Annotated in this window: 14 protein-coding genes; 6 read left to right on the plus strand and 8 right to left on the minus strand. The window is 31.1% G+C overall.

Annotated elements, in window-relative coordinates:
* Nucleotides 1–130: 130 nt before the first annotated feature.
* From gap to B3792_RS09790, 3 genes are all read right to left on the minus strand, one after another.
* Complete coding sequence (gap, locus tag B3792_RS09780) at nt 131–1,135, minus strand: type I glyceraldehyde-3-phosphate dehydrogenase (protein ID WP_286495233.1); 1,005 nt, start codon at nt 1,133–1,135, stop codon at nt 131–133.
* A gap of 31 nt (nt 1,136–1,166) precedes the next feature.
* The gene (gene pfkA / locus B3792_RS09785; protein ID WP_038336350.1) at nt 1,167–2,150 is read right to left on the minus strand and encodes a 6-phosphofructokinase; all 984 of its coding nucleotides are present in this window, start codon (nt 2,148–2,150) and stop codon (nt 1,167–1,169) included.
* Nucleotides 2,151–2,222: 72 nt separating this feature from the next.
* Nucleotides 2,223–2,876, minus strand: coding sequence for a DUF4294 domain-containing protein (locus B3792_RS09790; RefSeq protein WP_286495232.1), 654 nt, complete (start codon nt 2,874–2,876; stop codon nt 2,223–2,225).
* Nucleotides 2,877–2,937: 61 nt separating this feature from the next.
* Between B3792_RS09790 and B3792_RS09795 the strand changes: the two genes are divergently transcribed.
* Nucleotides 2,938–4,029: a M42 family metallopeptidase gene (locus tag B3792_RS09795; RefSeq protein ID WP_286495231.1), complete on the plus strand. Its 1,092-nt coding sequence runs from the start codon at nt 2,938–2,940 to the stop codon at nt 4,027–4,029.
* A gap of 192 nt (nt 4,030–4,221) precedes the next feature.
* Nucleotides 4,222–4,638, plus strand: coding sequence for an OsmC family protein (locus tag B3792_RS09800; protein ID WP_286495230.1), 417 nt, complete (start codon nt 4,222–4,224; stop codon nt 4,636–4,638).
* A 61-nt stretch (nt 4,639–4,699) separates the two neighbouring features.
* Here B3792_RS09800 and B3792_RS09805 read toward each other — a convergent pair whose 3' ends face one another.
* The 3 genes from B3792_RS09805 to B3792_RS09815 all read right to left on the minus strand — a co-directional run bounded on the left by B3792_RS09805 (nt 4,700) and on the right by B3792_RS09815 (nt 6,691).
* Entirely contained in the window at nt 4,700–5,266 is a 567-nt protein-coding gene (locus B3792_RS09805) for an NADPH-dependent FMN reductase (RefSeq protein ID WP_260391945.1), read from the minus strand.
* 69 nt (nt 5,267–5,335) lie between these two features.
* Nucleotides 5,336–5,863, minus strand: a complete 528-nt coding sequence (locus B3792_RS09810) for an NADPH-dependent FMN reductase (RefSeq protein WP_221855853.1) — start codon at nt 5,861–5,863, stop codon at nt 5,336–5,338.
* A gap of 15 nt (nt 5,864–5,878) precedes the next feature.
* A complete protein-coding gene (locus tag B3792_RS09815) occupies nt 5,879–6,691 on the minus strand; it encodes an AraC family transcriptional regulator (protein ID WP_038336064.1) in 813 nt (270 codons plus the stop codon).
* A gap of 161 nt (nt 6,692–6,852) precedes the next feature.
* On the opposite strand from B3792_RS09815, the gene B3792_RS09820 reads away from it, so the two are divergent.
* The 4 genes from B3792_RS09820 (at nt 6,853) to B3792_RS09835 (ending at nt 12,882) form a co-directional block, all read left to right on the plus strand.
* Nucleotides 6,853–8,184 (plus strand): TolC family protein, encoded by a 1,332-nt coding sequence (locus B3792_RS09820; protein WP_291049100.1) that lies wholly within the window; start codon nt 6,853–6,855, stop codon nt 8,182–8,184.
* Between the two features lie 2 nt (nt 8,185–8,186).
* Entirely contained in the window at nt 8,187–9,233 is a 1,047-nt protein-coding gene (locus B3792_RS09825; RefSeq protein WP_280037837.1) for an HlyD family secretion protein, read from the plus strand.
* Nucleotides 9,234–9,237: 4 nt separating this feature from the next.
* Nucleotides 9,238–10,800, plus strand: a complete 1,563-nt coding sequence (locus tag B3792_RS09830; protein ID WP_115001100.1) for a hypothetical protein — start codon at nt 9,238–9,240, stop codon at nt 10,798–10,800.
* Nucleotides 10,801–11,295: 495 nt separating this feature from the next.
* The gene (locus B3792_RS09835; protein ID WP_286495226.1) at nt 11,296–12,882 is read left to right on the plus strand and encodes a hypothetical protein; all 1,587 of its coding nucleotides are present in this window, start codon (nt 11,296–11,298) and stop codon (nt 12,880–12,882) included.
* Here B3792_RS09835 and B3792_RS09840 read toward each other — a convergent pair.
* Both B3792_RS09840 and B3792_RS09845 read right to left on the minus strand, forming a co-directional pair.
* A complete protein-coding gene (locus B3792_RS09840) occupies nt 12,876–13,139 on the minus strand; it encodes a hypothetical protein (protein WP_286495225.1) in 264 nt (87 codons plus the stop codon). The two genes, B3792_RS09835 and B3792_RS09840, sit on opposite strands and share 7 nt — an antisense overlap.
* A 101-nt stretch (nt 13,140–13,240) precedes the next feature.
* Complete coding sequence (locus tag B3792_RS09845; RefSeq protein ID WP_286495224.1) at nt 13,241–13,945, minus strand: formyltransferase family protein; 705 nt, start codon at nt 13,943–13,945, stop codon at nt 13,241–13,243.
* Between the last annotated feature and the right edge of the window lies 1 nt (nt 13,946).

Raw genomic sequence — 13,946 nt, forward strand, 5'->3', positions numbered from 1 at the left:
CACAGTTTTTGGTACAGTGTCATAAAAAGTCTTAAAAAAGAATAAAATTTTCTTAAAATTTTAGAAGTCTAAACCAAAAAAGGCCATTCATTTATTGAGAACAGCCTTTTTGTTAATTATTAATTAAGAATTAAATCTTTGCGATGTGCTGAACTAAATCAACTACTTTGTTAGAGTAACCAATTTCGTTGTCATACCAAGCAACTAACTTAACGAAAGTAGGGTTTAGCATGATACCAGCTTCTGCATCGAAAATAGATGTTCTTGTATCACCTACGAAATCTTGAGAAACAACAGCATCTTCTGTGTATCCTACAATTCCTTTCAAATCTCCTTCAGCAGCTTCGCACATTACTTTTTTGATTTCGTCGTAGTTTGTTTCTTTTGCTAATTTAACTGTTAAATCAACTACAGAGACATCAACAGTTGGTACACGGAAAGACATTCCTGTTAATTTTCCGTTCAATTCTGGAATTACTTTTCCAACTGCTTTCGCAGCTCCAGTAGATGAAGGAATGATGTTTACCATTGCACTACGTCCACCTCTCCAATCTTTCATTGATGGTCCGTCAACTGTTTTCTGAGTTGCAGTAGTTGCGTGAACTGTTGTCATTAAAGCTTCCACAATTCCGAAATTTTCGTGAATTACTTTTGCTAATGGTGCTAAACAGTTTGTTGTACAAGAAGCATTAGAAACGATTGTGTCTTCTGCTGTTACAGATTCGTGGTTAACACCCATTACAAACATAGGGGTATCATCTTTAGAAGGACCTGTTAAAACAACTTTTTTTGCTCCAGCTTCAATGTGTTTTCCTGCAGTTTCTTTTGTTAAGAATAAACCTGTTGCTTCGATTACGATATCAGCTCCAACTTCGTCCCATTTCAAGTTCGCTGGGTCTCTTTCAGCTGTAACGCGAATTGTTTGTCCATTAACAATTAAGTTTCCGTTTTCTACTTTAACTTCTCCGTTAAATTTTCCGTGAACTGAATCATACTTTAGCATATAAGCTAAATAATCAACGTCTACTAAATCGTTAATACCTACGATTTCAATATCGTTTCTCTCAATAGCAACCCCGAAAACAAGGCTACCAATTCTTCCGAATCCGTTGATTCCAATTTTAATTTTTGACATAGTATATATAATTTCCCTTTATATTAAATGTTTAAATCGCTAAAATATTAGCTACTTTGATTAACTCTTCGTCAATCTCATTGTGTTTTTTGATGGCTTCATCTATCGCTGTAAATACAACTTTATTAGAGCGAATACCAGCCATAAGATTTGTTTTACCTTCTAGTAAACCTTCGACAGCAGCAATTCCTAAACGACTTGCTAAAACACGATCGTGACAAGATGGAGAACCACCACGCTGTATGTGTCCTAAAACTGTTACACGAATATCATATTCTGGATGACGATTTTGTACTTGTTTTGCTAATTCAAAAACTCCACCTAATTTTTCACCCTCTGCAACTACAACGATGCTTGATTTTTTTCCAGATTTTTCTGAACGTTCTAAAGAAGAACATAATTCTTCGACACTATCACGTTGTTCTGGAATCAAAATATCTTGTGCACCTGAAGCAATTCCACTATTTAAAGCAATAAAACCTGCATCGCGTCCCATAACTTCTACAAAAAATACACGATCATGTGAAGTTGCTGTATCTCTTAATTTATCAATTGCATCAATGACAGTATTCAAAGCTGTATCATATCCAATTGTAAAATCTGTTCCAAAAATATCATTGTCAATTGTTCCTGGAATTCCAATAAATGGAACACCAAACTCTTGATGAAAGATATTTGCTCCTGTAAAAGAACCATCTCCACCAATTACAACTAAAGCATCGATATTATTTTGTTTTAGATGATCGTATGCTTTTTGACGACCTTCTGCAGTTTTGAATTCTAAAGAACGAGCTGTTTTAAGAATTGTACCACCTTGATTGATAATGTTTTTTACCGAACGAGGTCCAAGTTCAATCATATCATTGTTAATCAAACCTTCGTAACCTTGACGGATTCCTACTGATTTGATATCGTAGTACTTACATGCTCTTACAACGGCACGTAAGGCCGCATTCATTCCTGGCGCATCACCTCCAGAGGTTAATACACCAATTCTTTTTATATTGTTTCCCACGTTTTTCCCTTTATTAAATCAAATATAATAAAAAATCAGAATATTATTATAATTGGTAGTATGAAAGATAAATTAATCTTCGTCGACAGGTTTTAACGTTCCGTCTGCAAAATCTCGTTGAAGAATAACGGCAATATACAAATCTTCTCGCGTTCGCTTCGGATCATAAGTTTGTTTTAGATCAATATTAAACGCGCCACTTGCTGCTTGATAAAGAAAAGCATTCAATCCGCCACGTAATTCTTTTATAATATCGTATGTTGTTTTATTTGTTTCTTTATAGATTAATTTAGTAAGAATTTGTCCACGAGAACTTGACATATTTTTTAATTGATTCTCAAATTGATCAGCCAAATCCTTTTGGCGAGATTTAATAAAACGTTTTTTGTCTCGTCTTTTATCCATTGTTTGAATGGTGTCTGATACATAATTATATTCTCTAACAGCAGTTCTTACATACGGCCAAACATCGCGAACACGCTTTCTTAGCCATAAATAATATTTTTTTTCTAAATCAGTTTTTAAATGAACCGAATAACTATTCATTTCATTAAGATGTATTGTGTCTAAAGGATTAAACGCAAATTCATCTAAATTAATTGAATCATTTTTAATTTCTTGTGCAGGATTTTTTCCACCTAAATCTAACCCAAAAATTTGAGCATTAACATTAGATAATCCAACAAAAGTAAGTAGTAAAGTTATATGATAGATATAAAATTTCATATCAGAATTAGTTCAAAAATTGTTCCTAAAATTAGTACATTTGTTAGATAAATAAACTAAAATGAGTACAAATAATTTGTTTGATCAACAATCTTTGGATTTTTTGACAAAATATTTAAATACAGCTTCACCTACAGGTTTTGAAAGTGAAGGACAAAAAGTTTGGATGGATTATATCAAACCATATGTAGATGAAGTAAAAACAGATAATTACGGTTCTGCTTATGGTATAATAAATCCTGAAGCGAAGTATAAAGTTGTGATTGAAGCCCATGCTGATGAGATTTCTTGGTTTGTGAATTATATTTCTGATGATGGATTGATTTATGTGATTCGTAATGGAGGATCAGATCATATGATAGCACCTTCTAAAGTGGTTAATATTCATACCAAAAAAGGAATTGTAAAAGGAGTTTTTGGTTGGCCAGCAATTCATTTGCGTCAAGCAGGAAAAGATGAAGCGCCAACTCCAGATAAAATTTGGATTGATACAGGTTGTACATCGAAAGAAGAAGTTCTTGAACTTGGAATTCACGTTGGTTGTGTGATTACTTATCCTGATGAATTTTTTACATTGAACGATCGTTATTTTGTTTGTCGTGCAATAGACAATAGAATGGGAGGGTTTATGATTGCTGAGGTTGCGCGTAAATTGGCAGAAAATAAAGATCAATTAGATTTTGGTTTATACGTTGTAAATGCGGTTCAGGAAGAAGTAGGGTTGCGTGGCGCGGAAATGATTACGCAAACAATCAAACCAAATGTTGCGATTATTACTGATGTTACACATGATACAACGACACCAATGATTACAAAATCGAAAGAAGGTGAGCAAAAATGTGGTGATGGCCCAGTTGTTTATTATGCGCCTGCTGTGCAAAATAATGTACGCGAATTAATTATTGATGCAGCTGAGAAAAACAATATTCCTTTTCAGCGTGCTGCAAGTTCTCGTGTAACAGGAACGGATACAGACGCTTTTGCATATAGTAATGGTGGTGTACCTTCAGCTTTAATTTCGTTGCCTTTGCGTTATATGCACACAACTGTAGAAATGGTTCATCAAGCTGATGTAAAAAATGTCATCGAGTTGATTTACGAATCAGTGAAAACAATTAAAAACGAACAAAGTTTTAAATATCATACTGTTTAAATTATAAAGTGATTAAAAAATATAAAGGCTGTCGTGAGACAGCCTTTGTTGCTATTTTGTGCTTCGATCTACTTCAAAAATTTCTATAATTGAATTTAAATTTAGCTAAATTTATTCAGAAAATCATTATTCAATCAAATATTAGAATAAATCTTTAGAGAATGATTATTTTTATACTTTAAAAGAAATAAGATGAAAATTGAATTAAATAGAGTAAATCAGGCTTCTCACTATGAAGCGACTGCGTCAAGTTCTTCGGTAAAAGTAAATATTGATGGACCTGAATCGATTGGAGGAGAAGGAAAAGGAGTTCGCCCAATGGAGTTGGTTTTGATTGCTTTGGGAAGTTGTAGTGTTTTTGATTTGAATGAAATTTTGAAGAAACAACGCCAAGAAATTGAAGATATTAAAGTTGAGGTTGAAGGTCAGCGTCGAGATGAAATTCCAAATATTTTTACAAATATTCATATCAAATTTTTCTTAAAAGGAAATATTGATTTAGATAAAGCAAATAAGGCTGCTGAATTAGCGGTTAAGAAGTATTGTAGTGTACATGATATGCTTGCAAATGGAGGAATTGATATCACTTACGAGATAAATGTAAATTAAATTGATAACAAAAAAAAGGTCTTTCGAACGAAAGACCTTTTTTTAATACATACATTTTCAATTAAGCTTCAACAATAGTTAAAGCTTCTTGAAAGATACTAACTTGCGCTAATACTTTATTTTTTAATTCTTCATTTACAATTTCGTTATTTTGGAAATTATCGTTGAAAGATGGGAAAGTTGTGCTTGCTACAATTTCTCCGCTTGCAAACATTCCAAAATATTTTGTTGCAACTTCCATTACATTTCCTCCACCATAAGCACCTGGAGATGTACTTAATAACAACAATTTTTTATCTTTCAAATATGGCATTTCGATACGAGAAACCCAATCCAAAATATTTTTTAATGCAACAGAAAAGTTTCCATTATGTTCTGCCAAAGAAATTACAACACCTTCTGCATCTTTGATTTTATTGTAAAAATCCTGCGCTTCTTGTGGAAATCCATTTTCTAATTGACGGTCAATAGAATAGATAGGCATCTCGAAATCATTGATGTCAACTAAATCGATTTCTGCATTTTCGATTTGATTTAAAGTATAATTTAATAATTCTTTATTGATTGATTTTTTGCTGTTACTACCAGCGAAAGCTAAAATTTTCATATTCTTATTGAGTATTTTCATTTTTGATGAAGCAAAGTTATTGCAAGCAACCATAAATTTTATTGACCTATGTTAGGAAAAGATAAAAACTTATATTTTTTTTCTAAATTCATCAATTTTAAGAATCAATTCTCTGTTTAATTCTTCATTAGTGATTTTATCTTCTGCAAAATTTTCGTTGAATTTAGGCAAAGAGAAATCGACTAAAATGTCACCTCCCAATTTTGTAATTAATTTAGAACCTATTTCTAAAGAGTTTTTAGCTCCATAACCACCAGGAGATGTACTCATAACGAAGACCTTTTTTCCTTCAAGAAATTTATAATTAATTCTTGAGCACCAATCCATATAGCTTTTAAAAACTGCTGTAATGCAAGCATTATGTTCTGCTAATGAAATAAGTAAAATATCAGAATCAACAAGTTTTTGATAAAATCGTTTTACTTCATCAGAAAAACCTTGTTCTTTTTCTATATCAATATCAAAAGTAGGAATATCAAAGTCATCTAAATCTAAAATCTCAATTTGATCTTTGTTTAATAAAGAAGAAGCATAAGTTACGAGTTGTTTATTGATAGAAGTAGAGCTGTTACTTCCGGCAAAAGCTTTAATAATCATAGTTTTTATCTTAAGTTATTGTTTTTTTGTGTGTAATAATTGCGCATATTCTGTTGGTCGAATTCCTGAAACTTTCTGAAAAATATTACTGAAAGATGACAACGAATTATAACCAACTAACATTGCGATTTCGTACATATTGTATTTATTTTCAGCAATCAATTCCAATGATTTTGTGATACGTAATGCGCGTAAAAATCGAACATAATTAATTCCCATATTATCTTTGAATTTTCGAGATAATGTTCGCGTGCTCAAACCAAATTGTTGCGCAACTTCATCTATTGTATAGTTTTTCTCGATATTTTTCATCAGAAATCGAGCAATATCAATCAGTTTCTGATCTTTTGGAAATGGATGCTGAATAAAAGCAGGTAATTTGTTCGATTCCATTTCGGGTAGAATAGATCGTATGGCTTTTACAAAATCATATTTTGCAGGATCTTTTTCCGAAATTGATCCACTCCAATTTTTGGTGTACAAAATCATTTCCCTTAACAACTCATTCGTGTAATAAATATTTGTAATCGAATAAAAATCGTTTTCTTCTTTTTCGGTCTTGAAATAAAAGTTATACAAATCGCCTGTTTTACTATTCGTTAAGATAGAATGTGGCGTATTTGCAGGAATCCACATAAAACAACGCGCAGGCAAATACCAATGTTTGTCGTTTACAAAAACATGTACAATTCCGCCTTCTGCATATAATAATTGTGCTTTTTTGTGTTCATGTACGCGCGTTCCTATCGTATCTAAATGTGCATGTTGTATGTAAAAATGGACTTTAGATTTGTCAACTTCGTTAAAAAAAAACTGATCAAACAACATTGTTTTATACTTTTATAAAGTGAAATATTTTTGCTTTTGCAAATTACTTTATTTTGGCGTAAATGAGCAAATTATTTTCTTTTTTTATCAAGAGGGTAAAGGTGTTTTGAATGTAACTTTGCATCACTAAAAATCAATAACAGACTTATAAATAATACAAAATGATATTTAAATTCGTTAAATATCAGTTGCTTACATTGTTGTTAATGCTGAGTGGGTTGAGTTATGCTCAAAATGAAATAGACTATAACCAACTGAAATTAAGCAAAGCAATTGAAATTGGACTTCAAAATAATAAAAAATTACAAATTAGCGCTTTAAAAACTAATATTGCTGAATTAAAAGAGAAAGATCTTAAAAATGAGAAATTGCCAGATGTAGACTTTCATACTGGTTTTCATGTTTTGAGTAATTTACGCCAATATGAAGACGGTTTTCTAAAACCTTCTACAAAATATGCTGTTCCTCGAGTGAAATACGATTTTACACTTTCGGCAGAAATTCCAATTTATTTAGGTGGTAAATTAAAAAATGATGAGAAAAAATCTGAAATAGAAACTAATATTTCGAAACTGCAAGTTCGAAAAGATGAACGAGAATTGAGAATGCAAATCATCACAGCTTATTTACAAGCGTTGCATTTGCAAGAACAACAAAAGTTAATTTCAGATAAAATGAGAGAAGATTCGGTTGTGATTAAACAAACAGAATCCTTGAAAAAAAATGGTTTGGTAACCTACAACGAAGTCTTGAGAACAGAATTGCAATTGTCAAATCATAAAATGTCTTTTACAGAATTGGCGAATGAAATTTCGATTATTGAACATCAAATCAAAACAATTTTAGCCTTACCAGAAAATCAAGAAATGCATATTGACACCAATGATTTGTTTACAAATGAAGAGCATTTGGGTTTGGTTGATGAAATGATTTTGGAAGCAATAGATCAAAGTGAAAGCTTGAAAATTGCGAAAGATGATTTGAATTTGAAAGAAATTGATAAGAAAATTACCAAAGCTAATACATTACCAAAAATAACTGCTGGAGCGGAATATGGATATAATTATCCAAACTTTATGTTTTTTCCACCAGAAGAATATTTGTACAGATTTGGTTCTGTTGGTGTAAATGTTTCGATTCCGTTGAGTAATTTTTTCAAGAATAAACAAAAAATGCAAATCGCAGATCGTAACATTTCAATTGCAAAATTAGAAATAGAAGAGAAAGAAGAACAAATTCGACATGATGTTTTTGCAGCGAATAAACGATTAGAAGAATCGATCGATAAAATAAAAATTGCGGAAGATGCAATTGGTCAAGCCAAAGAAAATTATCGAATTGTTAGAACAAAATATGTCAACAAATTGAGTTTGATTACAGAACTTATCGATGCGGATAACGCTTATTTAGAAGCTCAATCGAATTTGATTTCATTGCAAATTAACAAACAATTAAAATACTATCAATTACAATACATTTTAGGAAACTTATAAAAATGGGAAAACAACAGACAAAAGGAGAAAAACGAATGAATAGAACGCTTTCTGCGATTGCTTGGATTTTTATTATCATAGGAATCACTGCAGTAGCTTGGTTTTATTTCTTTTCGAGTTCACATGTCAATACAAATGACGCGCAAGTGCGACAATATATTACGCCAGTTTCGAGTAAAGTTTCTGGTTTTATCAAAAAAGTAAATTTCGAAGAAAATCAATTTGTACACAAAGGTGATACGCTTGTTGTGATTGACAATAGAGAATTTCAGAACCAGATTGATATTGCAGAAGCAAATTTAGAATCGACTTCGCAATCTGTTTTAACATATGAAAAAGCGGTAGATACAAAATCAAGTGATGTTAATATTGTTAATGCAAATATAGAAGCTGCTAAAATAGAGGTTTGGAGAACTGAAAAAGATTATAATCGTTTCAAAAATTTAGTGCAAGAAGATGCTGCAACCGTGCAACAGTTTGAAGAAGTTGAAGCGAAATATAAACAAGCAAAAGCAAGTTTGAGTGCTTTGGAACAACAACGTAATGCCGTGAATGTTAGTGCGTCTGCAGAACAAACAAAAGTTGCGCCTGCAAAAACTCAAATTTTACAACGAAAAGCCCAATTGAACGATGCTAAACTTATTCTCTCATATACCTATGTTGTAGCACCTTACGATGGTTGGGTTGGAACAAAAAATATACAAGAAGGTCAGTTAATAAAAGAAGGGCAGGCCTTGGTGCAAGTAGTTTCGAAAGAGAAATGGATTGTTGCAAATTTTAAAGAAACGCAAATTGGAGAAATCGATTTGGATCAACCAGTTATTATAAAAGCTGATGCCTACAAATACATTGAGTTTGAAGGAAAAATTGAATCACTTTCGCCAGCTTCTGGGTCTGAGTTTGCTTTGATTAAACCTGATAATGCTACAGGAAACTTCGTGAAAATTGAACAACGTTTTCCTGTAAAAATAATTCTGAAAGAGTCTAAAAACAACGAAAAATTACGTACCGGAATGAATGTAAATGTTTCCGCAGAAAAAGTAAATTAAATAAATGTCACAACAAAATTCAATATTTAATAAATGGGTTCCGCAAAAATTGGTTGTGCCAATTTTTATCCTTGCGCTATTTCCACACTTGATGATTTTGACTATATTCAACATGAATAGTACGTTTACAGCATCATTTTTGGATTTGGAGGTCGACGATTTGCAGTTCCTTTTTTCGATGGCGTATGCCACTATTGTTTGTGGCTTATTTATTCACGTTCGATTTTTTCACTTTTTCAATATCAGAAGTTATTTGCTAACAATGACCATGCTTAACATTTTGGTATTGTTTGGAATGACATTAACGACAAATACAGAATTGATTTTGATTCTGCGTTTTATTCAAGGACCTTTATCGCTTTTCGAAGGTTGTATTTTGTTGCCAATCATTATGTCGAATATTAAAAGTGAACATTCAAAATTGATTGCTTATTCGTTTTTGTATGGCGTAATGTTAACAGGTGATAAATTTACGACTTCTATCGTGAAGTTTGCGATTGAGAATTATAACCACAATATGATGGTGTATACGATTATGAGTTTTCATGTTGTAGCATTAATTATTTATGTATTTTTCTTTAATCACAACAGAATGTTTCCTAAAAAACCATTGTATCAATTAAATTTAGGAGGAATTTTCTTGATGATTATTTCCCTAATTTCTGGCGCGTTTTTCTTGATTTATGGGAAAAAATATTATTGGTTCGAATCGCCAATTATTATCACAGCATTTGCATCAACACTCGTTTTTAGTGGCTTATTTTTATTGCATCAAAAAACAGCCAAACGACCTTTGTTTCATTTTGAGATTTTCAGATCAGAACGTGTCATTTTAGGAATATTAATGTTTTTTGTTTTCTATACTTTGCGTGCTGGGATGAGCAATATTTACCAAGTCATGTCAACAGTTTGGAAATGGCAATGGGAATATGTGTTGCAGATTCAATATTTTAATGTAGCAGGTTCCATCATTGGTATTGTATTTTCATTTTTCATGGTTAAAAATAAAGTTGATTTTAGAAAAATATTTTTTCTTGGATTTGTACTTTTAGCCATGAGCATGTTGTGGTTTAGTTACTTGTTTTATCCAGATACAAAAGTCGAGGCAGTAGCGCCAACGCTGATATTAGAAGGAATTGCGCAAGGTGTTATTTTTACGCCATTAGTGTTGTATATTACAGGTTCTGTACATCCTTCTATTACTGGTAGTGCGGCGCAAGCAGGTACGGCGATTCGTTTTTGGACGACAACAATTGGTTTTTCGCTGATGCAAAATGCAATTTTATACTTGACGACTAAACATCAATTTTTGATGACCAAAAATTTAGACAAAACGAGTCCGATTTTCCAACAACAATGGAATAGTTTGTTCAATAAAAATATTGCGAGTCATCTTCCAAACGAAGCAGAAAGTATTACTGCCGCAGCTTTAAAAGCAAAATTGTATAACCAAGCTTTGTTGGTTAGTAATATAGAGATTTTCCGAACATTGTTTGTTGTGGGAATTATCGCTGCGATTTTTGTAATTCTTTATCAACCGATAAAAAATAGACTTTTACATCGTTAAAATAATTTTTATATATTACTTTTTTATTTAATTGGCGTATTTGATTTAATAGAATCAAGTACGTTTTTTTTTATGACAAATTTTTTAAAATGAATATTTTATCAAAATTATCCTGTAGAAAGGTCATATTTTAAAGTTTTTTAAATTTATAAATGGCTTAAATGAACAAATTTTATTCTCAAATAATCAACTTGTTTTTATGCGCTAGCACTTACTTTTGCCATCAAAATAAATCAAACGAAAAATGATTAATTGTTTTAATAAATGTTAGTTGTATTTTATTGATTTTAAATTTGTTATATTTTTATAAAATGAATCATCGTATTTTAACGATTTATTATTCAGAATCACATTTTAGCCTTTTGACTTTTCTCAGGCAGCTTCCTTTTTTTACTTTTTAGGTAAGATAATCACGAAATCAATAAAATATTTTTAATTAGACAAACTTTCGAATGAATGTTTTGAACTTGATTGTAAAATTGAATAAATAACTCAATGCACAATCAACATCCCATTTTCAAGAAATGGATACCAGAAAAATTGGTGCTTCCAATTCTCATTGCCGCGTTGATTCCGCATGTGATGATTCTCTCACTTTTCAATATGAATAGTACATTTACAGCTTCATTTCTAGATGTTGATGTAGACGATTTACAATTCATTTTTTCTTTGGCTTACGCCACAATTGTTTGTGGACTTTTTATTAACGAACGGCTTTTTCAGTTCTTTAATATTCGCTCTTATTTATTGTTTATGACTATTATCAATATTATATTAATGTTAATAATTTCGTTGACAACAAATACGCAATTGATTTATTTACTTCGTGTGATACAAGGAACAACATCTTATCTCGAAGGATGTATTATTGTTCCGCTAATTATGTCGCGTATAAAAGGCGAATATGGACGATTATTAGGAAATACGTTTTTGTATGGATTTATGATGACGGCTGATAAATATACAACCTCTATTGTAAAATTTGCCATCGAAAATTATAATTTCAATATGGTGATTTATACTGTCATCTTTTTTCATGTTTTATCGTTATTGATTTATGTTTTTCTCTTTAGTCATGGTAGATTGTATCCCAAAAAACCATTGTATCAGTTAAATTTGGCGGGTTATTTTTTGATGATGATGTCATTAATAGCAGGAGCTTTTTTATTGATTTATGGTAAAAGATATTATTGGTTCGAATCGCTTTATATCGTTATTGCGTTTGCTGCAATGTTTATTTTCTCAGGCTTATTTATTTTGCAACAATTAACGTCTAAAAAACCAATTTTCCATTTCGAGATTCTTCGTTCCGAAAGAGTTATTGTAGGTATGTTGTTGTTTTTTACATTTTATATTTTCAAATCGAGTATGAGTAACATTTATCAAGTGATGAATGTTGTTTGGAAATGGAATTGGGAGTTTGTTTTGCAAATACAATATTATAATTGTGCCGGAATTTATATTGGAGCATTGTTTGCTTATTACATCATAACACAATTTCAAACGCAATATAAGTATGTGTTTTTTGGAGGTTTTTTTTGTTTAACGTTTGCTATGTTGTGGTTTAGTTACATTTTGGTTCCAGATACTCGTCCGAATGCAGTTATTCCGCCATTGTTGATGGAAGGAATGGGACAAGGAATGTTGTTTGCGCCAATTTTGCAATATATGGTATGTTCTGTACATGCTAATTTTTCTATGAATACCATGCAAGCAGCAGTTGCAATGCGTTATTGGTCGTCAACAATTAGTTTTTCGATTATGCAAAATGCAATTCTTTTCTTGACGACTAAACATCAATTTTTGATGACGAAAAATTTAGATATTACCAATACAATTTTTCAAGAACAATGGAATAATCTATTCAATAAACACGATACAACTCATTTAGTAAATGAGTCTATCAGTTTGACAGCAAGCAATCTAAAATCTCAATTGTATAATCAAGCTTTGTTGATCGCAGATATTCAAATTTTTAGAACCTTATTTTATTTCGGAATTGTAATGATGGTTTTTATTATGATTTATAATCCAATCAAAGGAATTTTACATCTTAGGAAAAAGAGAAAAGAAACTCATTGATTCGCTTTTTTTCTGGTATTGATTTCTGCATTTATTTTCGCTAAACCTGTTATAAGAGGAATAAAAGTTACAGAACATGATAATAAAATAACGAATGTTACATTGATATCATATTTGTTTGTCATCTTCAGAATTAATAAAACGATTGCAATGAGTAATAAAGGAATTTGAATGCTAAGATTAAGTTTATTAACTTTTTTTCTTTTTTCATTTAATTCTTCTAATGTTAATTCGCTCAAAGGTTTTTCTTTGTTCATCTTAATTATTTTATTAAAGATAGTAAAATCAAATTAAAAAATAGATTCAACAAAAAAGCTAACCAATTCGGTTAGCTTTTTAATTTTTTTCTAAAAAATTTTTAATCCCTTTTATATTTTTCTTTGTAAGTGTCAAATGCTTGCATCAAATTTTCTTCAATAGCTTTTGGCATTCTGCGCGTCGCTTCAAATTCATTTGATGAAAGTGATTTGAATTCTGAAAGTGTTGGTATTAATTCAATCGAATTAACTAACATTTCAATTTCTGTTTCATATTGACGATTAGCCAAAGAATGAAACGTATCATTCCCGTAAACAGGAACATATTGTTGTTCAATCAAAAAGCCAGCATCGGCTTCTGTGTCTACAAAATGAGTTGTAACACCAATTTCGACTCCTTTTGTGATTGCCCATTTTAATGAATCTAAACCTCTTGTCAAAGGTAAAAAACCTGGGTGTGTATTGATAATTTTATGATTGTCAACCAACTCATCTGGTAATAATCCCGCACCTGCAATAATTACATATTCAGCTTTATAATCGTTTAATTGATTATTCAACGTTTCAGCAGTTGTCAAATCGAAATTATAACCAAAATTATTACAGTAATCATCTAAATTTACTTGAATCGCTTTACTTGGACGATGTTGATAAATTGGTTTGAACGGATTTTCTCTTTGTACAAAAGGCAAAGCAAATATTTTTACATTTTGATAACCTTTAGCTTTTAATCCGTGCAAAACATCTTGTGTTTTGCGATGAGGAGTATTGTAAGAAATTACCGCTATTTTTGGTTGAGCTGCCATG

Source organism: Empedobacter sp. UBA5924 (genome assembly GCF_002431085.1).
GTDB classification, from domain to species: domain Bacteria; phylum Bacteroidota; class Bacteroidia; order Flavobacteriales; family Weeksellaceae; genus Empedobacter; species Empedobacter falsenii_B.